Source organism: Puia sp. P3, assembly GCF_050632245.1.
Classification (GTDB): Bacteria; Bacteroidota; Bacteroidia; order Chitinophagales; family Chitinophagaceae; genus Puia.
Genome location: NZ_CP192583.1, coordinates 1,769,280 through 1,789,423, shown reverse-complemented (window position 1 = coordinate 1,789,423; position 20,144 = coordinate 1,769,280). Strand labels below are relative to the sequence as shown.

At 45.5% G+C, this 20,144-nt stretch carries 27 protein-coding genes and 1 pseudogene; 9 read left to right on the top strand and 19 right to left on the bottom strand.

The window, feature by feature from the left end; translation table 11 throughout:
• Positions 1-7 precede the first annotated feature (7 nt).
• The 10 genes from ACQ86N_RS10795 to ACQ86N_RS10750 form a co-directional block, all read right to left on the bottom strand.
• On the bottom strand, positions 8-565 hold the full coding sequence (locus ACQ86N_RS10795; RefSeq protein WP_431215158.1) for a hypothetical protein: 558 nt from the start codon (positions 563-565) through the stop codon (positions 8-10).
• 209 nt (positions 566-774) lie between these two features.
• The gene (locus ACQ86N_RS10790) at positions 775-1,980 is read right to left on the bottom strand and encodes a hypothetical protein (protein WP_431215157.1); all 1,206 of its coding nucleotides are present in this window, start codon (positions 1,978-1,980) and stop codon (positions 775-777) included.
• Between the two features lie 40 nt (positions 1,981-2,020).
• On the bottom strand, positions 2,021-2,248 hold the full coding sequence (locus ACQ86N_RS10785) for a DUF1156 domain-containing protein (protein WP_431217356.1): 228 nt from the start codon (positions 2,246-2,248) through the stop codon (positions 2,021-2,023).
• A gap of 32 nt (positions 2,249-2,280) precedes the next feature.
• On the bottom strand, positions 2,281-2,853 hold the full coding sequence (locus tag ACQ86N_RS10780; protein ID WP_431215156.1) for a GmrSD restriction endonuclease domain-containing protein: 573 nt from the start codon (positions 2,851-2,853) through the stop codon (positions 2,281-2,283).
• Positions 2,854-2,869: 16 nt separating this feature from the next.
• The gene (locus tag ACQ86N_RS10775; RefSeq protein ID WP_431215155.1) at positions 2,870-3,949 is read right to left on the bottom strand and encodes a DUF262 domain-containing protein; all 1,080 of its coding nucleotides are present in this window, start codon (positions 3,947-3,949) and stop codon (positions 2,870-2,872) included.
• The gene (locus tag ACQ86N_RS10770; protein ID WP_431215154.1) at positions 3,950-5,212 is read right to left on the bottom strand and encodes a DUF3883 domain-containing protein; all 1,263 of its coding nucleotides are present in this window, start codon (positions 5,210-5,212) and stop codon (positions 3,950-3,952) included.
• Positions 5,145-6,014 carry a helicase-related protein gene (locus ACQ86N_RS10765; RefSeq protein ID WP_431215153.1) on the bottom strand — a complete coding sequence of 290 codons (870 nt, stop codon included), beginning with the start codon at positions 6,012-6,014 and terminating at the stop codon, positions 5,145-5,147. The genes ACQ86N_RS10770 and ACQ86N_RS10765 overlap by 68 nt, the downstream gene beginning before the upstream one ends.
• Before the next feature lie 124 nt (positions 6,015-6,138).
• Positions 6,139-7,377, bottom strand: a complete 1,239-nt coding sequence (locus tag ACQ86N_RS10760) for a DEAD/DEAH box helicase (RefSeq protein WP_431215152.1) — start codon at positions 7,375-7,377, stop codon at positions 6,139-6,141.
• Positions 7,378-7,380: 3 nt separating this feature from the next.
• Positions 7,381-7,683: a helix-turn-helix domain-containing protein gene (locus ACQ86N_RS10755; RefSeq protein ID WP_431215151.1), complete on the bottom strand. Its 303-nt coding sequence runs from the start codon at positions 7,681-7,683 to the stop codon at positions 7,381-7,383.
• A 157-nt stretch (positions 7,684-7,840) separates the two neighbouring features.
• Positions 7,841-8,365 carry a hypothetical protein gene (locus ACQ86N_RS10750; RefSeq protein ID WP_431215150.1) on the bottom strand — a complete coding sequence of 175 codons (525 nt, stop codon included), beginning with the start codon at positions 8,363-8,365 and terminating at the stop codon, positions 7,841-7,843.
• A 435-nt stretch (positions 8,366-8,800) separates the two neighbouring features.
• Here ACQ86N_RS10750 and ACQ86N_RS10745 point away from each other — a divergent pair, with 435 nt between their 5' ends.
• The 3 genes from ACQ86N_RS10745 to istB all read left to right on the top strand — a co-directional run bounded on the left by ACQ86N_RS10745 (position 8,801) and on the right by istB (position 11,167).
• On the top strand, positions 8,801-9,454 hold the full coding sequence (locus ACQ86N_RS10745) for a hypothetical protein (RefSeq protein ID WP_431215149.1): 654 nt from the start codon (positions 8,801-8,803) through the stop codon (positions 9,452-9,454).
• On the top strand, positions 9,369-10,373 hold the full coding sequence (locus ACQ86N_RS10740) for a Mu transposase domain-containing protein (protein ID WP_431215148.1): 1,005 nt from the start codon (positions 9,369-9,371) through the stop codon (positions 10,371-10,373). The genes ACQ86N_RS10745 and ACQ86N_RS10740 overlap by 86 nt, the downstream gene beginning before the upstream one ends.
• A 62-nt stretch (positions 10,374-10,435) precedes the next feature.
• Positions 10,436-11,167 carry an IS21-like element helper ATPase IstB gene (gene istB / locus ACQ86N_RS10735; protein ID WP_431213381.1) on the top strand — a complete coding sequence of 244 codons (732 nt, stop codon included), beginning with the start codon at positions 10,436-10,438 and terminating at the stop codon, positions 11,165-11,167.
• A gap of 225 nt (positions 11,168-11,392) precedes the next feature.
• Here the strand turns inward: istB and ACQ86N_RS10730 are convergent, their stop codons facing one another.
• The 6 genes from ACQ86N_RS10730 to ACQ86N_RS10705 all read right to left on the bottom strand — a co-directional run bounded on the left by ACQ86N_RS10730 (position 11,393) and on the right by ACQ86N_RS10705 (position 15,193).
• Positions 11,393-12,004 (bottom strand): relaxase/mobilization nuclease domain-containing protein, encoded by a 612-nt coding sequence (locus tag ACQ86N_RS10730; protein ID WP_431215147.1) that lies wholly within the window; start codon positions 12,002-12,004, stop codon positions 11,393-11,395.
• Between the two features lie 81 nt (positions 12,005-12,085).
• On the bottom strand, positions 12,086-12,376 hold the full coding sequence (locus tag ACQ86N_RS10725; protein WP_431215146.1) for a plasmid mobilization protein: 291 nt from the start codon (positions 12,374-12,376) through the stop codon (positions 12,086-12,088).
• A 208-nt stretch (positions 12,377-12,584) separates the two neighbouring features.
• Complete coding sequence (locus ACQ86N_RS10720; protein WP_431215145.1) at positions 12,585-13,037, bottom strand: toprim domain-containing protein; 453 nt, start codon at positions 13,035-13,037, stop codon at positions 12,585-12,587.
• Positions 13,038-14,125: 1,088 nt separating this feature from the next.
• A complete protein-coding gene (locus tag ACQ86N_RS10715) occupies positions 14,126-14,581 on the bottom strand; it encodes an adenylate kinase family protein (protein ID WP_431215144.1) in 456 nt (151 codons plus the stop codon).
• 15 nt (positions 14,582-14,596) lie between these two features.
• Positions 14,597-14,785: a PIN domain-containing protein gene (locus ACQ86N_RS10710; protein ID WP_431215143.1), complete on the bottom strand. Its 189-nt coding sequence runs from the start codon at positions 14,783-14,785 to the stop codon at positions 14,597-14,599.
• A 195-nt stretch (positions 14,786-14,980) separates the two neighbouring features.
• Positions 14,981-15,193 carry a hypothetical protein gene (locus ACQ86N_RS10705; RefSeq protein ID WP_431215142.1) on the bottom strand — a complete coding sequence of 71 codons (213 nt, stop codon included), beginning with the start codon at positions 15,191-15,193 and terminating at the stop codon, positions 14,981-14,983.
• 399 nt (positions 15,194-15,592) lie between these two features.
• On the opposite strand from ACQ86N_RS10705, the gene ACQ86N_RS10700 reads away from it, so the two are divergent.
• A complete protein-coding gene (locus ACQ86N_RS10700) occupies positions 15,593-15,796 on the top strand; it encodes a hypothetical protein (protein WP_431215141.1) in 204 nt (67 codons plus the stop codon).
• Between the two features lie 542 nt (positions 15,797-16,338).
• Here ACQ86N_RS10700 and ACQ86N_RS10695 read toward each other — a convergent pair.
• Entirely contained in the window at positions 16,339-16,908 is a 570-nt protein-coding gene (locus tag ACQ86N_RS10695) for a CDP-alcohol phosphatidyltransferase family protein (protein ID WP_431215140.1), read from the bottom strand.
• 151 nt (positions 16,909-17,059) lie between these two features.
• Here ACQ86N_RS10695 and ACQ86N_RS10690 point away from each other — a divergent pair, with 151 nt between their 5' ends.
• The 5 genes from ACQ86N_RS10690 (at position 17,060) to ACQ86N_RS10670 (ending at position 18,945) form a co-directional block, all read left to right on the top strand.
• Positions 17,060-17,356, top strand: coding sequence for a hypothetical protein (locus tag ACQ86N_RS10690; RefSeq protein WP_431215139.1), 297 nt, complete (start codon positions 17,060-17,062; stop codon positions 17,354-17,356).
• A 70-nt stretch (positions 17,357-17,426) separates the two neighbouring features.
• On the top strand, positions 17,427-17,714 hold the full coding sequence (locus ACQ86N_RS10685; protein WP_431215138.1) for a nitroreductase family protein: 288 nt from the start codon (positions 17,427-17,429) through the stop codon (positions 17,712-17,714).
• A 16-nt stretch (positions 17,715-17,730) separates the two neighbouring features.
• Positions 17,731-18,285, top strand: coding sequence for a nitroreductase family protein (locus ACQ86N_RS10680; protein WP_431215137.1), 555 nt, complete (start codon positions 17,731-17,733; stop codon positions 18,283-18,285).
• Positions 18,177-18,554, top strand: coding sequence for an SDR family oxidoreductase (locus ACQ86N_RS10675; protein WP_431217355.1), 378 nt, complete (start codon positions 18,177-18,179; stop codon positions 18,552-18,554). The genes ACQ86N_RS10680 and ACQ86N_RS10675 overlap by 109 nt, the downstream gene beginning before the upstream one ends.
• A complete protein-coding gene (locus tag ACQ86N_RS10670) occupies positions 18,544-18,945 on the top strand; it encodes an SDR family oxidoreductase (RefSeq protein WP_431215136.1) in 402 nt (133 codons plus the stop codon). The genes ACQ86N_RS10675 and ACQ86N_RS10670 overlap by 11 nt, the downstream gene beginning before the upstream one ends.
• A 142-nt stretch (positions 18,946-19,087) precedes the next feature.
• Here the strand turns inward: ACQ86N_RS10670 and ACQ86N_RS10665 are convergent, their stop codons facing one another.
• Positions 19,088-19,348, bottom strand: a complete 261-nt coding sequence (locus tag ACQ86N_RS10665; RefSeq protein ID WP_431215135.1) for a universal stress protein — start codon at positions 19,346-19,348, stop codon at positions 19,088-19,090.
• 164 nt (positions 19,349-19,512) lie between these two features.
• Positions 19,513-19,850: pseudogene (locus tag ACQ86N_RS10660) on the bottom strand (universal stress protein).
• Positions 19,851-20,144: the final 294 nt, after the last annotated feature.

Genomic DNA, 20,144 nt, shown 5'->3' with positions numbered 1-20,144 from the left:
TGCTTTATTAGTTTTTAAGTGCTCCGGTCATCTCAGTATCAGTTGCCCAGCTTCCTGTAATATTCATCCTCGCGCCTAAAATTGAATTGCACAAAGTAGTCCATGCCTCTGTACTTTGATGCGCGAACATGATACTGACAATATCAGAAGTTTGATGCTCAATTGCATCAAAAATTTGGAGGAGTTTGTTTTCAAAATGAGATTTCGCTGATTCCAAATTTCCATCATGATGATGCTTTAATGCAGTACATTCTTGAGTTTTGGGAGTTTGAGGTGTGGCAAAATTCAATGGGAAAACTTCACCCAAAGTACGTTTCAGCCATACATAGAAGAAATCTGACAAATCAGCGTAGGCAATTGCATCATAATAAGGCGGGTCAGTGACAACACAAGAAAGATATTTCTCAGGAAATTGCGACTTTTCACCACTTGATGCATTTCTAAGCTCGGTTGAAAATGGCTGTTCTCCTTCTGACTCTACATATCTTGTTAGCCACTCCAACTGGTTTAATGCGCTGCCTGAGGAATTACAAAACGGATTGGATTCTGGATAGTCGAAAACCATCGATATAGCCTGCCTCCCCATTATTCTTTCTAAAGTTTCTCGTCCTGAATGCCATATTCCAAAAGACGTGTTAGCTACCGCTATTCTATCTATGAAAATTGCTAAATAACATTTCAAAGCTGTATCATAATTATCTTGAAAATTGAGCGATTTAGATAATTTGGAAAACTTGCCGATAATCGAATTAACCAGTAAATTTTGCCTATCTGTCAATAAATCACTCCATTTAGTAAAACCCCAAGTACAGGCAGGTAGGGCCTGAGTGTATTTAATAGGCATTGGTTCGCTGGGTCTTTCGACATTTTTGGAACCTTAGATAAAATCTCTATTTCTGTACTTTTAGGTAGTCGATATTCCTTTGAATTTTTTCCTTCTTCGATGACCGCAATTAATCTTTCAGAAGTTTTTTTGTCTAAGAATTGTTGTTTTAAAGCATTGACGTCGGTCGTATTTCCGCATACTGGACATTGAAGATTACCACGGTACAGCCAACTTTCATTTGGGCTTTTGCCTATTTTAATTTCAAAAGTTACGGACTTCCCTTTTATTATTGGATTGAGATATACAAGTTTGGATTTGGTATTAGCTAAATAAAAGCTCTTTAGTAAAGGTATTTCGGCTTTGCAACTCGGATTTATACAAGTTCCAACTCTCGCCCAATAATAAGCAATGGGTTCATTGCCCTTTTTATCCGTTGGATATAAATAGCCAATTTCTTTTTCCGTTTCGCTCAACAGCTTTTTTGCATAAAACTCTACATCAAATGATAACCGGTTGGCTATTTCTATCTTTAGGTCTTTCGCATCTGCATGTTTACCATTTGTTATACACCATTTTATCAGTTCCTCTTTGCCATATAGCTTTTCAAACTCGGTTTTGCTATATATAATTGGCTTGCCGTATTTCTGCGGAAATTCCAAGCTTCCTTTTTGTATAATATGCGCTACAGGGTTAATATCGTTACCAAAAGTCCGGCAACCGAGCCTTGCAGCTTCAAGTGGTATTGCACCGCCGCCCGCAAAAGGATCAAATACTTTTGGCATTTTATCAAGGAATGCGTCGATGGTGGCATTCAGAGCAGCTTGCTTAGCCGTTACGGTTTCAGTAGCAATATGCCTGTCAGCCATACTGTAAAGGTTTTCCTCTGCCTCTGTTATAGCTTTATATGCCTTGTCGAAATCTTTGAGAAGTATTTCCACAGATTTACCGCCATTAGAGTTATGGGCCACCCATATCAGTTTTCGCGCTTTATTGATAATGGCTTCATTATTCTTACAGTCCCATTTTATGAGACTGGTATCGGTCAACAGGTTATTAGCTCCCGGTTTAGGTTTTTGATGTAACAGGTGCTGCTGCATCTCTTCTGTAAACTTGCCAATAAACATTTGCAATCTATTCCGCAAATTATCCTCCATCGGATCAAATATGGATGTCCAAGGAATGTCCCTATATGGACTATAAGGGTCTCCTATGTTGTTTTCTTTTCCCTAACAATAATTCAACAGCATCACGAAAAGCCTGTGGACAGTTCTCATCTAAAGGGTCAGGTACAAGGCTTGCAAATACAACGGCACGGCAAACGGGCAATGGCCGCCTTGCCCACCAAAGATGCAGCGTAGATATATGCCCATGCCGGATAGATTTATCTCTTACACTTTCAGCCGATATTTCTTTTATCGGCATTGCTACTTCTATTAATTTCTTTGGATGGGGCATTATGATCTTATTAGCAGGTAGTCAAACTTTGCAATTATTAACTTCTTCCGTTCTTCTATAAATCTTTCATAGTTCTCAAGTTTCCATAGTTCAGGATCATTTGGTATTAAATGCAGGTCGAGGTATTGCTGGTCCTTATCCGCAAACCAATCTTCGGCAGATGTAGCGCCTTTGCCACCGGCTCCGTTTTCTTGCCTCGATAGCAACATCATATTTGCTAACTGATCTCGCAGCGGTTGTTTATAGCGCATTAGGCTCATTCTTCCTGAGTCTGGATTGTAATCCTTTACAATTTTTAGTATAGATTGAGGAAAAACGTGATCTACCTGCGGTTCATTTTGAATATAAGCGGGGGTGTAGTTAAAAGTGTACCATAAATTGAATAACAGGTGTATCCTTCTATCTGCATATGAAATTGCTAACAAACCATCTTTACTCAATTCCAAGTTTCTGCCATCATCGCGAATTACACCATATATATTCGATATAACAAAATCATTCTCTTCCTGTATTTTCTTAACTATCTTATCAATTAGACTATCTGGATTGCCACTAAATGCACCTACTAACATAGTGCGTACAAGGTACTCATTGATTCCTTTGGCCTGTTTCCATTGGTCTGGATAATGATACCGGAAATAAATAAGCGGTGTAAGCGCCAGGTAAGACGTAAAGTGCTTTGTCGCTTTGGATATACGTTCTTCCCTTAATAAAATCTTTTACATCTTTTATCGCATTTGTAAGAGCGCTCCAGTTATCTTCTATTTTTTGTTTAGTATCTCCGTCTCTAAATTTAGCTACCTCATAGCTTGCTCCCTTATCAAAGATTGTCAAGCATGTTTTTAGAATAAAATCTCTCCCAAAGGCATAGCCATCATTATTTAACTCATCCAGCAAAAGCGTCATGCTTTCGTTAGCTTCATCCCATGAAGATACAAGTAATGAAAACAACAGGTCTGACTTGTCCAGTTTTGTGCCGCCTGAATTAGCCCTGATAAATATCTCTACAATATCATCTTCTGTATATGCGGTTGGCCTGTCTATACTATCTACTTCCTGGTAAAGCAGATTGTCTTGTGTGCAAAAGACATTTCTGACAAGCTCAATATTTTCGTCAATTCTATCGTCTTCTTTATCAGTAAAATCACGGCCAGCTAACTGAATAAGTTCTTGTTTGAACTCCTTGTTCTTTTTATCCGGAAAAACTAAAGAGCTGAATTTCACCCACGGAAATCGAGGTGCATTAGCGGAGAACTTAAACTCGTACCTCCTGTCATCCGGAGCTTTCAGGTCACCACTTACCACATTGAAATATAGCTCATTACCATTGTAACTTCCCTTTAAGCCTATATACAAGCTTTGCATGCGTTGTTGTCCATCAAGTACAAGCATTTTGGGGTTTTCATTGGTCGGCACATAAAAGTCAAGCAGTCTCAAATCATCCTTCCAATTATCGATAAATTTGCGGTGTTTGATTTTGCTTTTGTTTTTCCATATTAACAATGTACCGATAGGATACTCCCTAAGAATTGAATCGTACAATCGTTCTATTTGGTCTTCGCTCCAAACAAATGGTCTTTGGATGTTAGGCAGCCAAAACCCGCCTAAATGGTCTGGATTATTTATATAGTTAACAAATTTTCGGATGGTTTCTTTCTGATTATTCATTTAGCAAGTTTTATTTCTCCATTCTGCCATTGGCAAAAAGTATTGAACCCCTTTTGCCTTTAATTCAAATTTTAGAGCTCTTGCGGGGTTTTGTATCCGGTACACTTCTGGGCTGCTTTTACAATTCATTACGATGTACAGCCAGGCTGAATTGCCTAATTGCGCCAGCCGGTTCATTTCATTTTCACTAAGCATTATGCTGCCATCCCCTGCGCTGCGGCCTTTTACTTCAATATATCGTTTCAATTCTTCAGGGCTAATGCTTTTTATATCATAACCTTCATTGTTTGCACTGATATCCTGTGGTTTCCAGCCTGCGTTAATTTCATAGTTCATCGCTTCCTCCATCGCTATAGCCTCGGCTTCATCGTCACGGCTCATTCCGTAGTGGCCTATGTATTCTACTTGGGTTAGTGGCACTACATACGCACAGCCTAATACCTCTGGAGCTTTGGGACTAAGCTGCGCCATGAGATCTAAACTTTCCAGTCGGCTCCGTTTCTTATTTATCAGTTCGGTTATGCGCTCCTGTTTTTTCAAAATCTTTTCCTGCACTTTGCCGTCGCCCAATAATACTTTGCCTTGTAGTTCCTGGACCTGGATTTGCAAGTCCATTATCACCTGTGTAAAGGCAGATTCTAAATATACCTTGCGGTCTGCCGAATCCTTTTTTACGTGAGCCTTAGTGTCTTCAAATTGCTGAACTGTTATTTTTTCAAAACTCCATTGCACCACATCGTTGGTGCTAACAATTGCTGGCGGCTCAATGGGCTTAGTAAACTCCGTAGGGGTATGCAAGTCAATAAACTTAGCAGGTGATGTAATATGAAAATCGCCATCTTTGGATTGATATACCATCACCAGTTTTTCATCGGTAATGCTATCGTCGTTTTTGCTTGTTCTATTGTCAACTATCTGGCTCTTGACAAAAAAGGCAAAGTAATCTTCTTTATCATCCGGGGAAATAAGAACAGTTCCTTTAATCATGTCTTCCCGATACAAATTGCGAACGACAGTAACCAGGCTATCAAAAACCGGGTTGCCGGGGTTGATGTAATGTACCTTGCCCAAATCACCAATGCTTTGGTAATCGAGAAATATCTGTTTATCGAAGCAGAATTGGATAGACCTGATGGCATCGAAGTGAATTTTGTAGGTTTCTTTTAGTTCTGCAATAACAGGTTCAGGCATTTTATCAATGCGGAAAATAGACTGCCTTAACTCCGCAAATTGGCCGCCTAAGTTTTTGAAATGCCTTTTCAAAAAACAAACGGATGTATATAGGTTGCAACCTTTTCTCGTCAGAGTTTTCCTTTAGGGTTCTTGCATCCCTGTAGTCAACCGTACTATGCGCTAATTTATTTTTCTGCTGGTTGATCTTCTCAGTGAATCTGAGCTTTAAAGTAGCGTCATCCTGAGATAAAAACCTGTCTAAGTTTGTTTCTTTACCATTAAATACAGAATTAATAATATCATCCAAGCCCACACCTTCCAATACATCCTGTATTACATCATAAACACGGTCATCTCCCATACCTTCGCGGATAATATCCAGCTTGGTTAAAAGCCTTTCTAGCACTTTACCTTCTTTGGTATTGCTTGCTACCATGTTGAATACCAAAACATCTTGCTTTTGGCCATAGCGGTGGATTCTTCCCATCCGTTGCTCTAATCGGTTTGGGTTCCAAGGAATATCCCAATTTATAAGCAGGCGGCAGAATTGCAAATTTATACCCTCGCCAGCGGCATCTGTAGCAATTAATATTTGAGTATCGGGTTTGGCAAATTCCCATTGTGCTTCCCTTCGTTCGTCTACCAGTTTGCCTCCGTGGATGGTAGCCACCTTATAGCCCCCACTTTTAGTAAGACGTTCTTCGAGGTAAAGTAAAGTGTCTTTATGTTCGGTAAAGATTACCAATTTTTCGCCGTTTTCTAAAACGCCGTTTGATTTAAGTAATTCCTGTAGTTCCTGAAATTTCTTCTCCTCCTGCTTACGGTTAAAAAGTGTTTGAGCCATCTCAAACAATTTCTTTACCTCTCCGGCTTCCTGTTGTATTTCAGCCAAACTCTTGGCAGTAGTGAATAGTTTAAATTTTCGCGGGTCGGATAAGATGTTTTCCAGCGCATCCCTTTCATCATCTTCCAGTTCTTCATATTCCTCGATATTGTCAACATCAAATCCTTCCAGTTTATGTCGTTGGCTCCAAAGATTCGGATTTTTGTTTACTTCTGTCTACAATACCTTGTAGGGCCTTCCATCTTCTTTCTAATGTATTCTTAATAGCAAAGATTGAGCTTACTAACCTACGTTGCATTACCGTCAAGGCCAGGAAACATGGATATTCTTTGTTTCCGAAGCTTCTTCCTTCTTCTTTGTCAGATACCTTGTTACGGCATCGTACAGTTCCTTTTCCTCCTGTGTAAGCTGATAAGCTACCGTTTTGGTATGACGGTTTTTTAAAGAGGGGGCTACCTTGCCAGTCTTTCATATCTTCTTTTAGCCTCCTAATAAAAAACTTGTTAATGCCATTACGCTCAAGCTCTTTTATTCGCGTTGACGCAATTTCATCTGTCGCAAAAATGTCTTCATCTAAAAGCTGTAATAACTTCTTAAATGTATCAGTTCGACCTCTATGCGGCGTTGCCGTTAAAAGCAATATGTGCTCGCATTGCTGAGATAAAACCTGTGCAGCTTTGTACCTAAGTGATAAATATTGCTTATTCCCATAGTCATAAGCTGATAGTTTGTGGCATTCGTCAAATACTATGAGGTCCCAATGAGAATTGCTGGCAACATTTAACACCTCTTCTCTTGATATAAAGTCAATAGACGTTACAATCCTTTGTGCTGTATGAAATACGTTAGGGTCTGATGAAAATAGGCTTCTGTTAACTAATGTAAAAGGAATATTGAATTTTACGCCCATTTCATCTTCTTGCCATTGTTTTGTAAGGCCGCCAGGAGTTACAATTAATATCCGGTCGGCAAGGCCACGCATCATTAACTCTTTAATGAGCAATCCCGTCATAATGGTCTTACCGGCACCCGTATCATCAGCTAACAGAAAGCGGATTTTTGGCAAAGGCAATAAGAACTTATAAACGGCTTCTACCTGATGTGGCAACGGATCAACTATACTGCAATTTACTGCGAACAAAGGGTCGAACTGGTAGGCAGAATTGATGCGCTCTGCTTCAGCAAATAAACCGAATCGCGTTGGGTCTCCTTTGAAGTTGAACGTTCCTTCTTGGGTGAGCATTTCAAGCGCGTCAAATTCGTCTTTCGAAATTACTTTGGTATTTGCGCGGTTTGTATTGACACCGGTGAATTTTATGGAGACCATTGATCCCAATGGTTGAATCTGATTCACCGTTACAGGTTCTGCTGGTATCAGGTTCTTAACTATTTGTCCTGTCTCTATCGGCATAAATTAATTCTTCCGTTTTTTTAGATTAATGCTTTTCTCTGCAACCTGCATTGCTTCGTTTGCCAGCTTTTCGTCTTTTACAACAGCATAGATCTGGTCGGCTAACCAAAGTGTCATTAATTCGTCACTATTGGTTTTTAGTATTTCGGCAAGGATCGGTATCTGTTCACGTTTTAATTGACGAAGCCCCTTTTCTATTTTACTCAGTTGGGCCGTGTCCATATCTAATGACGGTGCAACTTGTCGCAAATACAAATTTTGCTTTTCCCGGAGCTCTCGGATTCTCTCCCCAAACTGACTTTTCATCGTTTTAATATTGACTTGTCAAATATTGACAAATATAGCAAAACAGGTGAAGAGTTGAGGGGTCGTAGTCCGCAAATTTTGTGAATTTTGAGAAACAAATTCCAATCGATGCTTAGAGAGATATAGAAACCCTATTGAACGTAGCCGACTTTTACGTTTAATTGGTTCTATTAAAAGCGGTATCCATTACTTCCTTTCCAGTTTTCCCTGCATGATGGTAGAGATAAAACCAGGCTCTTATAATCCGGTCATTTTTCAATTGCACCCGCTGGACTTCCTTTTGGTTATCGCTCCAATGGACGGAGAATTGGTAGAGGTTTGTTATCAGTAACATCAGGACCAAAAAAAGGAACCAACGCCCGAAAACGATCTTATAGAACAGCTTTGCATCCTGCTCCGGGAATAGCAAGATTTGAAATTTCTTTACAACCGGCACCGGCTTGGTCCCGACGATGAACTTCATATCGGTGACGCCTTTTTTGACAATTTCCTGGACCGGGCGGGTATCGGCTGAAACATTTATAGGCTTGGGTTCGTCCAGCTTTTCTTCCAATCCTTTGACTTTTCCAGTTAGGGTATTGACAGCGGCAACCAGGTCGTTGACCGCTTTGGTGTTGTACACCTGCTCCTGGGTATGTTCTTCCAGAACCAATTGAATGGTCTTTTTATCCGGGTCTTCCATCCGTTTCGTAGTATCCATAAATTTTGATTTTAGTAGTTAATGTGAAATCTTGGGGCGTTTTCTCTTGCGTCGTAAATATTCCTCCGTCAGCTCGTAGGGAACACCGCCCCCTGTTTGTGGCACCGGTTGCAAAAGAGTAGAAATGAGGGCGGCGATCTGATTTTCGGTCTGGAATACCGGAGCCCTTTTCTCTGTCGACCGGGGCAGATGATTGACGGTTGTATGCATATTCTGGTCTAAAGTGACCCGGTGATTCTGGATCAAAGTGTCCCGGTAGAGGCCTGGGACCCGCTTTGCGATCCTAAAAAGTTTGGAATTCTGATCGAAAGTGACCCACCTTAGCGCCTCGATCCTGCTGACATTCCGGCACAAAGTGACCCACCCGGGTGCGTACATTTTTAACCTTCCAGAGCTTTGGGACTTAAATCCAGAGCTATGGCCAATCGAGTTAAAGAGATGCAAACGGTACGCGCCATTCTTCAGTTGATGCACCGGCAGGTGTCGCTGAACAACATTTCCAAGCAATTACATCTTGCCCGGCGGACAGTGAGAAAATATGCGAAGATCGCCCGGCATTCTTCCTATCCGCTTGATGAGCTACTGGCATTGGATGATCCGTCTTTATGCGCGGTCATGTATCCGCCTGCGGCGCCGGTAGCGCCGGACATCAACAGCCGGTGTGCCTATTTTCTATCCCGAATGCAGTATTATGCCGAAGAGCTGAAGCGAAGGGGAGTGACCCGGCAGTTGCTGTGGAAGGAATACCAGCAGGATTATCCCGTGGGCTATTCTTATTCTCAGTTTTGCCATCTGCTGGCGCAGCATCAGCGGATTAAACAGGCTACGATGCATTTTGAGCACCAGCCGGCAGATAAGACCCTGCTGGATTTTGCCGGTGGCAAAATGCATTATACGGACCCGGAAACCGGGGAAGTGAAGGCTGTTCCTGTATTGATCTGCGTGCTGCCATTCAGTGGTTATAGTTATGCCATAGCGTTGGCCGATGCCACCTTACCGCAGGCTGGCAAAAGGCCTGAACAAATGTGTCGCATGGTTCGGCGGCGTCACCCGGTATGCCAAGTTCGATAACCTGGCGCAGGTGGTCAAAAGGAGTTGCCGGTATGAGCCCATTTTTACCGAGATGATCCAACAATGGGCCATGTACTATGGGATCGGGCTATTGGCTGCGCGCGTTCGCAAGCCCAGAGATAAGCCACACGTGGAGAATGAGGTAAAACTGGTCTACCAGCGGATCTATGCACCGCTGCGGGACAGGGTGTTCTTTAGCCTGGCTGAACTCAATGCTGCTATTGAAGGGCAGCTTCACCAGCATCATAACGAACCCTTCCGGCAAGAGACCTTTAACCGTCGGCAATTGTTCGAGTCACAGGAGAAGCCATTGCTGGCCGCACTTCCTGCCACCTTGTACGAGTTGAAGCACAAGGTCCAGGCGAAAGTATGCCAGGACTACCACGTCATTCTGGGAGAAGACTGGCATCACTATAGCGTTCCCTATCAATACATCGGCAAGCAGCTGGATGTTATCTACGACACCGATACGGTTGAAATTTATCATCTTCACCAGCGAGTGGCACTACATCGCAGGAGCTTTAAGCGACGGGGATGGACGACCCTGAAAGAACATATGCCGGAAGCCCATCAGAAAATACACGAGCAGCGTGGCTGGAACAAAGATGATTTTTTGAAAAAAGCAGCCACCATCGGCCCGGATACCCACGCCTTCCTGGAAGCTCTTTTTCAATCACGCACCTTTACCGAACAATGCTTCCAAGCTTCCCTGGGCGTTATGCGCCTGGCTAAGATCTATGGCCCCAAGCGGCTGGAAGCCGCCTGCAGAAGAGCTATTGCTTTTGGTACGTATACCTACCGGATCATCCACACCATCTTGCATAACAACGTGGATAAGGAAGAGCTGCCAACTGTTCAAGGCAATCTTTTCCAGATACCGGAGCATGAAAATGTTCGGGGAAGTGATGCTTACGGATAGCCGTTACATACAATGCAGCCAGGATCAGCAAGCTTTATTTATTTATCAATTAATCAATTTTTATGAACACCCAACACACGGTAGATCAGCTCCAGGAGCTTAAACTACATGGCATGGCCAGGGCTTATGAAGCCATCACCAGCCAACCCGTTCACCTGCATCCGGAAGCCCACGAAATGGTGGCCATGCTGACGGAAGCAGAACTGCAATCGAAACTACATTACCGGACCCAGCTGTTCCTGCGGCTGGCCCGTCTGCGATACGCCGTCTTGCCGGAACAGATCCAATGTTCTGTCGGACGCAATCTAACCAGGGAACAGTTGCTGCTGCTCTGCGAAGGTGCTTTTATCCGCAATGGAGAAACGGTCCTGATTACCGGCGCCACCGGCTCCGGCAAGAGCTATCTGGCCTGCGCCCTGGGACGACAAGCCTGCATCCTGGGCTATAAAACGCTCTACTACTCAATGAGCCGCTTTCTGGAAACGCTGGCTACCTCCCGAGTGGAAGGCTCCTACGTCAAGCTATTAAACTTGCTGGCCCGAATGCCGGTATTGATCTTCGACGACTTTGGTCTGCAAGAGCTTGATCACCCCGCCAAACTGGCCCTCTTACAGATATTGGAAGACCGGTACAGTAAAGGAGCGACGATCATTACCTCCCAATTGCCGATCAAAAAATGGTATGATTACCTCAATGACGCTACCCTGGCCGACGCTATCATGGACAGATTGTCAGCCAGGGTCCATAAAATAGATTTGAAAGGAGAATCACTACGAAAAGACAAAACGAATTAACTTTATCATCTACGCACCCACCGGTGGGACACTTTGCTTCAGAACAACCGGGTCACTTTACTTCAGAATCTGCAGTTGTACGGTTGACGGGGGCCTTTGAGGTAGTGCCGTTGCCGAAGTGCTGCCGCAATAACCTCTCGTTCTGTCTTTGCGTTAGCTCTTGTTTGAGAGCCAAGATTTTTTCAATTCTCATTAAAGAAAAACCGACCTCACTACCTTTTATTTTTACCTTCTTATCGTCAATAAAGGAGATCCCCCGGCCTTTGATGACTCGTAGCCCAGGTCCTCCATTTTCTTTTGGAACTCGGAAAACTGGCTTACCTGGTTTAAAGTCTGCCGGATATTTTCCCGGAGCCGTTCCTTCCGTTTGTCATGCCGGGGCAATAGCCGATCCTCGCGGGAAAGGAAGGCGCGGGGGCTAAGTACCTGTTTGAGGCCGTACTGTTTTTCCAACCTCCGGCAGAGGGCGGCCATCCTTTTATAACTATTGCTGTCGCTGGCGACCTTTCCGTCGAACCCGACCCGGTTGGCGGCGATATGGATATGCGGTTCTTTGGTGTCTTTATGCAGGACGCAGATATATTGATGATCCGCGACGCCGAACTCTTTGGCGGCCTCCCGGCCTATTTCTATCCATTGTTCACGGGTAAGGGTTTCGCCTGGAGCCAGCCGTAGGGAAAGGTGTAAAACAGGTTTTTCTACCCGCTTGCTTAGTTTCATTACATCTACAAATTGGGCGGCCAGCTCATATTTGTTGCCAAAGCATTGATTATATTCCAGGACCTCCGCCCGGTCCTTATGCTGTAGATGGTCCGTCTGGGCAAGCTGCTGTTTCATTTCTTCCGTCAGCTTCTTTTTTATCTTCCAGGCAATAGCTGATACAGTGGGAAAAAGAACCGCCTTGGGAGACATGCCCGATCATTGTAGGTAGGTTTTGATTTGTACGGCGAGACCCTTTAAATCCTCGGACTGCACCTTTAAAGTGGCCCGCTCCAGGGCGTTTAGTTCTTCCCCGCTGTTGCGTGTTTTGGCGATCTGATTAAGGTTCGCGGCCATGTGATTGATGGTTCCAGTGAGGGCCAAAACTTCTTTCGGCAGGGCTTTTTCCTTGCTGTCAATTTTTCCGGTCAGGGCCATTTCCCGTAGATATTCGGATACTGTCAGCCGGGAACTTTTGGCCCCGGCTTCGATAGCGCGGCGCTCAAACAAGCTGCATTTGACGGCCGAGGATTTGATCTTTCTTTACGGCCTTTTTGGGGCGGCCTCCCTTCTTCTTGGTGGTTGTTCTTTGCTCCTCCATATCTTCCTCCTCTTGTTTTTTGAATGCGACAGCATGAGAAAAACGGGGTCCCCGAATGCGCCAGCATGAGGGGGCCAGCGTTTCGGTTATACCGAAACATAGCTGGCTACCCGAACTTCAAAGCCGCCTTCCTATCTTCTGGCTGACTTCTCGGCTATGATCCCGGTGGATCAGCCATTCGTTTAGGTCCTTGCGGCCCTGGTAGAAATCACTCCTGTCGATGTACTTGTCCCGATCCCATTGCAGGACCTTTGCAGTGTTGGTCCTGCCGGCAGTATCCCGATCCAAGATGAGGTGTACATGGGAGTACTGCTCCATCAGGGGGCGGCTTCTTTCCAAGAAGGACAGGGAATTAAGGACAAGGCAATTTGTCAGGGGAGCCTGTTGATTCTTGTTGATCGTTGCGAATGACAGGTAATTAAAGAAGCCTTCAAAGACGGCAATCTGTCCGGTGCAATTGTCGATAAAGGATATGTCTTTGGGGGCGCTGCTTCCTTTGAAGTGTTCGCTTCGCAGCTTCGTATCCACCGGCTCGGTTGCGGAATCCGATAACGGTTTGCTGTTTGCCATAGAGCCGGAAATCGACCTCCCGGCAGGACCGTTGGGCAATTTCCGGGGGAATACCTCGCTTTTCAAGGTAGTCTACCAGGACCCGATCCGCGAGGGGGCGGGTGTCCAAAATCACGATCTTAGTATCAGGGGAATCTTTCTTTTCACCCGCCCCCAAAGGCTGGGAAAGGAAAGGCTGTTGAAAAGAAAGGGAGTTGCCGGGCTTGTATTCGGAAAGCCGGTCCAGCAGTTCCCGGACCGTACATTTATGGTAAAGGGTTCCGAAATCAACCAGGTCGCCGCCCTGACCCGTACCATGATCGTACCACACATTCAAGGTCCGGCTTACTTTAAAGGAGGGTGTTTTCCTCCCGTAACGGAGACAGATACCAGTAGTCCCGGTTTCTAACCTTGGCCGGTTGATGGCCGGGAGGCTAAATAGTCCACAAGATCGAGCTGCTTTGCGTCCGCACACATCATCTTTTCCATACGTGCCAAATATTTGAGGGTGATACAATAGAAAAGCGACCCACAAGCAATTGGGAATCAAACCGCTATGCTTGCAAGTCGCTTTAAATCAAAAAGAAAGTGATTCGAGAATTGTATCGTAAGGCCCGCAAACAAAACGATCAGTGCCCCCGACAGGGGGCATTTGTTTTTCGGGGAGTGTGAAGGAGCGAAGCGAACTTCACGAACGAGGAGGGGCGTGGCGAAGCAGCCCCGACGAAGTTCTACCTGCTCGCCAAAGCGGACCGGGAAAACAAATGCCGGCACTATCGTGCCGGCATTGATCATTTTGTTTGACGCCCCCCTCACGGGATCACCGGAGCGTTGCGGAGGTAATCCCTCCCTCTCCGCCGAGCCTCATAGGTTATTGCCAGTCAATATTCTGTGAGGTTTTTTTATGTAGATGATTTTCTCCCGAATCCGAGAGCCAAATGTATTCAACTGATATCCTTTCATAACAGAAGGAGACAAGCGCCGCCGAAATTCAGAGATTGATTTTCTGAGTTATTCTGTGAGTTATTTCATCAATACGCCCTATCCCACTCACGTCTATGACTTGTAGTATTGTCCTCATGTAGTCTATTGCCGGACGGGTTGATGTTTCAAAAATCTGCACTCTTTTCATATGAATTCCGAGCGTCCTTATCGTCCTCCCTATTGGAAACCTCTGCCCTTTTAGCAGCTCTCTTTAAAAGTTCATGTTTCGGTACGTCGATATTGATCACCAGGCTAATTTTCTCATTTCTGGCTTTTGTCAATTCAATCAGGTCATCTACTTGCTTTTTCGTGCGTGGGTAACCATCCAAAATAATCCCTTTATTCTTTTTGTTTTCATCGATGATCTGACCAAAAAGTTTTTTCATAATCGCATCAGGAACGAGATCTCCTTTTTCTTCAAAGCTTGCCATAATCTGACCAATCTCTGTTTTATTCAATTTCTCCTGACGGCAGCGTTCGCCAGTTGATATGTGCTCAAAACCTAAAGCTTTGCTTATGATTTCACATTGGGTGCCTTTACCTGAATAGGGCGGACCCATAACAATTATTATCTTCATCATTTTTGATGGGGAACATTATTTATCCCAGGGATTAATAAAAGACAAATCCGAGATAGCCTGAAAATCAGACACGTTTCTTGTCAACAAAGTAAGTCCATTGACAATGGCTGTTGCCGCAATAATGGCGTCTGGCAATTTAATTTTATGGCCTTTGCGTAATGAAACGGTTTTCGTCTTGGTATCTTTATCCAGTTCGGAACACAATCGAATCTGCAATAAAGTTGTTTAGGACCGCCAAATCATTTTCGTCGGCCGTCTTCCAACACATTAGCTCGATTTCAGTGATTGCGGAAATGCACGGCTGGAATTCTTTGAGAATACCATCCATAAATTGTTCAGCGGAAGCGGGGAATTGTCGTTGAAGGTAGTAAATAGCAGTATTGGTGTCCCAAAGATATTTTATTCCCATTCGTTGCGCAGGTCCTTTAACTGTTGATCGATTTCATCAAGCGGCTGGCGAGTCATCGCTCCTTTGTATTTGGCAACCAAATTTATTCCAGTCACATTCGATTCCTCCTTTTGCTTGCGAAGGCGGATCAATTTGAGCAACTCTAAGTCTCGCAGAAGACTCAGCGCTTTTTCATTTAATATGTCAATAGTTACCGTAGTCATGATACAAAAATATCCAACTTTTATGATTTGGTCCAACTCCTTCCGAGCGGCCATGCCCGGCGCGCAAAATATAAAAATAACCATTTTTTTGATAAAAAGGAGCGCTTTTTATTAAATTTGTAGCTACAAATACGCCGGGAATAGATGGACAAACCGATGTCCCCGCTTAACCGCTGTAATTTGCATCGGTTTGCATTCAAATGGGCTTGAAGAACTCCAATGCTTTCCGCCCTATATTACGTCGACAGCTGTGCAGCTTCAGTTCAATCAAAGGTGTCAAAAATTTCAGACAGCGTTCATCGTATTTAAATAAGTGACGAGCTGCAAACCGATTTGCTTCTGCTTCCTTCGGAAGGGCCCAAAAAAAATAAGGAGTTTATGTATTCAGACGCGAGAAAAATGCGCTTCATTGAGGATTTCATTAAAGTCAAGAATGAGGCGGTTCTAATTCAAATCGAAAGCATTGTAAAAAAAGCAGCCAATCGCCAGGACGCCGGCCGGCCTTCTGCCCATGACTTCATAGGCCTGTGGAGCAAGGAGGATGCCCAGGCAATTGAAAAGGCATTTGAGGAAGGATGCGAGCTAATTCACCCGTATTCCTGAAACGACATTTGGATTGCGGCAATCGCCATCCAGAACGACCTTACCCTAGTAACCCATGACGGCCTTTTCAATGAAATCCAAGGACTCTCCCTAGTTGCGTGGTAGCAGCCGACAAATTTCTTTCCGATTGAATTCAAGATGCCCAATCAGCCACAACCGAGTCAAATCATTGAAAATAAAGCGCGTGGAGGACATGGTTCCACACCCTCCCTCTCCGCAATTTGGTCTAACAAAATCGACTAAAACGCTATAAATTTCTCATTTATAGCGTTTCTTTTTTTCTCTGCATTTTTTAAAATTCATTGTAATCGCCTCAAGTTCGAGAGACTTTTTGATAGACCTCTTCCGAGGTTCGCCGGGGTCTCGCCAACCTTAAGGAGATAATCGCGTCGGGCTTTCGACTAAAAGTATGTGCAGCCCGCCCGATGGAATCCGGCGGCGCAGAAGCCGGCCGTAAATCACCCGACGGATGAAGAGCTCATTGTCAGGATCAACCTCCTGGCGTTCAGGCGGCCCTTTTGAATACCGGCCAGGTGGGAAGATCATTTCCCCTTCCTAATGAAGAAGATACCTTTGACATCCGCTTCCCAGTGCTGCAACATAAAGACCATCACCGTCTCCTCCAAAAGATCTAAACCGGTACAGACTGCAGCCAGGTAAAAGAGCAAGGCCGGAAAATTCGCCGTGAAAAACAATCCAACCAAAAACACTCCTTGCGAGACAGCCGCAATCTTCGCAAGCCAGGTGTGAAAACTGGTCAATTTTCTATACCTGATCAGCGCAGCCACCGTTTGTATAAGATAGAGCGAGACCAGTATGACGATAATGACGAGCTGCTTCCGAAAAAAGGTGGGGTCAAAGACGAGCAAGGCGATGGTAGCTACCGCGACGGTTAGATCGTCGCCAATGGAATCCAGCACGGCCCCCGCCTTACTAATCACTCCATACCGCCGTGCCAAAAAGCCGTCTAACGCATCGGTCAGGAAACTCAGCAGTAAAAGCCAACGAAAGACATGCCAATGATGCTGCACGATCAATATGATCAATGCGAAAACCGCGATAATCCGGTAGACCGTTATCCCGTTGACAAGGTAGTAAGCCCGTTTCGCCATCGTTCTCCCATTTCTCAAATTTAAGCATTCCCGGTGCATGCGCTTATTTCGGCGTATGTCCCGACATTTCTGACATTAATCAGTATACCTCTTGACCCGAATCATCTCCAGCAAAAATTGGCTAAGCGACCTTTAAGCAAACTACATTTTTATGGAAAAGATTCTCCTGGCCATTGACAGCCAAAACCTGGACGAAAATGCAGTCGACTTCGCCTGCTATCTGGCCAGGCTTACCGGACCTAAACTAACAGCCATCTTCCTGGACAACCTGGTTTCCGAGGAAGAAGTGACTGTCAACATGGGCGAGGCGAGGGCAGTAACCAGGGATCGGAACACCGGTCTTTTCCGGCAGTTGGCAGAAGAGGCAGGCATAGAAGCCGACATTTATCGAAATACGGGTGTTCCGGCCTTTGACTCGTGGCCGAAAGCAAATTTGCGGACATACTGATCCTGGATGCCAACTCTTACCAGTCTACCCATCTTCGTAGCCCATTACTAAACCCTTCAAATTATCCCAAATGGAACCGACTACCACAGCACAACTGACACGTCAAACCGAGGTAGAAAGAAACATTTTCGCAAGACGTGCCGTCAGGACATACAAGACCGATCCCGTCGAGCGGGCCCTGATCGAGCGCGTACTGGATGCAGGCCGTATGGCGCCCTCTGCCATGAACCGGCAGCCCTGGCACTTTTATATCCTGACCGACAGGGAAACCGTCCAATTGTTCTCCCGGCAAATCGGAGCAAAGGTCTTCAAGGAAACCCTGCATTCCGGAGCAGCCGGTCTCGTCAAAAGGAGCTAAAGAGATCGCCGGGCTTTTGCACCTTTCCCACGGCATCGATCTTCACGCCATTCAAGACCCGGTGTTCCATGGCGCCCCCGTCGTCATATTCATCACTGCTCCCCGGGACAACGAATGGGCCCCGCTCGATATCGGCATGTGCGCACAGAACATCATGCTGTCTGCCCAATCCCTGGGTCTCAGCAGTTGCCCCGTCGGCTTTGGAAAATATGTGGAGAACACCCCAGCATATGACAGGATGCTGATTCCCCCTCGGAGCAGGTACAGCTTTCGATCATCCTCGGCTATTCAGATGAAGCTCCCGAACCGCATCCAAGACGCCAGGATAACATATCATTCATCGACTAATGACATCATATGGAAAGAGATATTCGACAATAAAGTTGCACTCGTCACAGGCGGGAGCTTCGGTATCGGACAGGCGACGGCCATCGCTTTTGCAAAAGGGGTGCACGGGTCGTCATCGCTGACTGTATTGAGGATAAAGAGCAAACCACTCTTCATCAGATCGAAGCAGCAGGGTCAAAAGGGCTCTTCGTTCTCTGTGATGTCGCCAAACCCGGCGATATAACAGCGATGATAGACAAGACATTTTCTGCGTTCGGCAGGTTGGACTTCGCCTTCAATAATGCCGGCATTGAAGGCATATCCGCGCCAACACAGGATTGCACGCTCGAGAACTGGGAAAGGACCCTTGCCGTTAACCTCACCGGCATCTGGCTCTGCATGCGGCACGAACTGCCCCACATGTTGCGACAGGGAAAGGGGAGCCATCGTCAACTGCGCATCCGTAGCGGGCCTGGTAGGATTCGCCGGACTGCCCGCGTACGTGGCCAGTAAACACGGCGTCGTGGGTCTTACAAAGACCGCCGCCCTGGAGAACGCCAAACAGGGCGTCCGTATCAATGCGGTATGCCCCGGTGTTATCAGAACCGCCATGATCGACCGCATCACCGGTAAAGACAAGGCGGTAGAACAACAATTTACCAATATGGAGCCCGTAGGCCGCTTTGGCGAGCCCTCCGAAGCTGGCGGAGGCGGTGGTCTGGCTGTGTTCGGATGCCGCGTCCTTCGTTACAGGCCATGCTATGGCCGTCGACGGTGGCTGGATTGCGATGTAAAGCAATATCGATTCGATATGAGCCCCTTACTTAAGATACCCTGCATTTTCTGCTGCCTTTCCTTTCTCTTTGCACAGGCCCAGACGACTTTATGCCAACCAGTACTTTAGCCAAAAGAGAGAAAATAGTCTCCTCCCTCTTCAGCGATTTTTTCACGCCCTTTGATTCGAGGTTCGATGGAAATGGAGAATCTCTGAGAGATATTCCTTTCCTGAGCATTCCGGCTGCTAACATTGTTAGCAGGGTTCAGCCTTAATGTTTTGGTTTTATATCCGGCAAGATGAGCAGGGGAATCTTCGTCTTAAGAATAACTCCTTTTGTAACACTGGGGTGAAACAGCTTATCAAATAAGGAGTGCCGATGCGGGATCATAGCCAGCATATCGATATGGTGGGTTGAAACAAATTCGGTTATAGCATGGGCGACATTTCTATCGAGTGGGTATTCGTAAACAGGATCCAGAGTCTTTACCATGCTCTCCAGCACGGAAGACAAGTTGAGCACTTCCACCACCTCCCCGTATTTTCTCTGAATAACTCTCACAACGTAAAATTGGGGGTGAGATTTCTCAGCTATGATATGAAGCGTATCCAATAAATGGCTGTCCGAGTACGGCGTTATGTCGTTAGCCAGCGCGATAGCTCTCGGTCTGGAATAGGATATTCCTTCCGGTATGATCAGCAGGGGAATTGTCGTTTTTCAGCAAGTGCCGTTGCGGTGCTACCCAACATCCGACGCATGGCCTTACCCCTTCCTTTCATGCCCATGATGATCAGGTCGGCATTCATTTCGTGGCCTGCTCCCGGATGGCCTCGACTACGGGGCCTTCTTTCGAAAGGAGCTCGATTGGTACGACCTTTTCACCGGTCACCCGATCGGCCTCTGTTTCCAACCGCTCCTGCGCGGCCTTCTTCGTATCTTCCGGCTTTAGCAATACTATTGTATCAACCACAGTGACCGGAATTTGTTGGTAAGCATTGCAAAGGATTACCCTGCCATTGAATTCGTCAGCCATTTCTACTCCGTATCGGGTGGCAGATCCCGAAGCATCCGAAAAATCCGTCGCGACAAAGAAAGGTCTTCATGCGAAATTTTTTCCGCTCCCATTCAAGCGTGAATCGAAAGATAATTTAATCTCTTTTTGGACGCTTTTGGGTAGAGTATCCGGCTCTATCACCAGCTCAAATTTATCAGCCTCATTTGTCGTAAAAGAGTACCGGTAATACTTTTTGCCAAAACATCGTGGGTATCTCTTCTCGATATCCCTGACGTCCTGCAGAAACGTCCCAAACAAGGCTCCCGTTACCGG

Coding starts and splice junctions, on each gene's coding strand:
- ACQ86N_RS10795 (WP_431215158.1), bottom strand. CDS start 565: ATGGTTTTCGACTATCCAGAATCCAATCCGTTTTGTAATTCCTCAGGC.
- ACQ86N_RS10790 (WP_431215157.1), bottom strand. CDS start 1,980: ATGGAGGATAATTTGCGGAATAGATTGCAAATGTTTATTGGCAAGTTT.
- ACQ86N_RS10785 (WP_431217356.1), bottom strand. CDS start 2,248: ATGCCGATAAAAGAAATATCGGCTGAAAGTGTAAGAGATAAATCTATC.
- ACQ86N_RS10780 (WP_431215156.1), bottom strand. CDS start 2,853: ATGTTAGTAGGTGCATTTAGTGGCAATCCAGATAGTCTAATTGATAAG.
- ACQ86N_RS10775 (WP_431215155.1), bottom strand. CDS start 3,949: ATGAATAATCAGAAAGAAACCATCCGAAAATTTGTTAACTATATAAAT.
- ACQ86N_RS10760 (WP_431215152.1), bottom strand. CDS start 7,377: ATGCCGATAGAGACAGGACAAATAGTTAAGAACCTGATACCAGCAGAA.
- ACQ86N_RS10755 (WP_431215151.1), bottom strand. CDS start 7,683: ATGAAAAGTCAGTTTGGGGAGAGAATCCGAGAGCTCCGGGAAAAGCAA.
- ACQ86N_RS10750 (WP_431215150.1), bottom strand. CDS start 8,365: ATGGAAGACCCGGATAAAAAGACCATTCAATTGGTTCTGGAAGAACAT.
- ACQ86N_RS10745 (WP_431215149.1), top strand. CDS start 8,801: ATGGCCAATCGAGTTAAAGAGATGCAAACGGTACGCGCCATTCTTCAG.
- ACQ86N_RS10740 (WP_431215148.1), top strand. CDS start 9,369: ATGCCACCTTACCGCAGGCTGGCAAAAGGCCTGAACAAATGTGTCGCA.
- istB (WP_431213381.1), top strand. CDS start 10,436: ATGAACACCCAACACACGGTAGATCAGCTCCAGGAGCTTAAACTACAT.
- ACQ86N_RS10730 (WP_431215147.1), bottom strand. CDS start 12,004: ATGAAACAGCAGCTTGCCCAGACGGACCATCTACAGCATAAGGACCGG.
- ACQ86N_RS10720 (WP_431215145.1), bottom strand. CDS start 13,037: ATGGCAAACAGCAAACCGTTATCGGATTCCGCAACCGAGCCGGTGGAT.
- ACQ86N_RS10715 (WP_431215144.1), bottom strand. CDS start 14,581: ATGATGAAGATAATAATTGTTATGGGTCCGCCCTATTCAGGTAAAGGC.
- ACQ86N_RS10705 (WP_431215142.1), bottom strand. CDS start 15,193: ATGACTACGGTAACTATTGACATATTAAATGAAAAAGCGCTGAGTCTT.
- ACQ86N_RS10700 (WP_431215141.1), top strand. CDS start 15,593: ATGCGCTTCATTGAGGATTTCATTAAAGTCAAGAATGAGGCGGTTCTA.
- ACQ86N_RS10695 (WP_431215140.1), bottom strand. CDS start 16,908: ATGGCGAAACGGGCTTACTACCTTGTCAACGGGATAACGGTCTACCGG.
- ACQ86N_RS10690 (WP_431215139.1), top strand. CDS start 17,060: ATGGAAAAGATTCTCCTGGCCATTGACAGCCAAAACCTGGACGAAAAT.
- ACQ86N_RS10685 (WP_431215138.1), top strand. CDS start 17,427: ATGGAACCGACTACCACAGCACAACTGACACGTCAAACCGAGGTAGAA.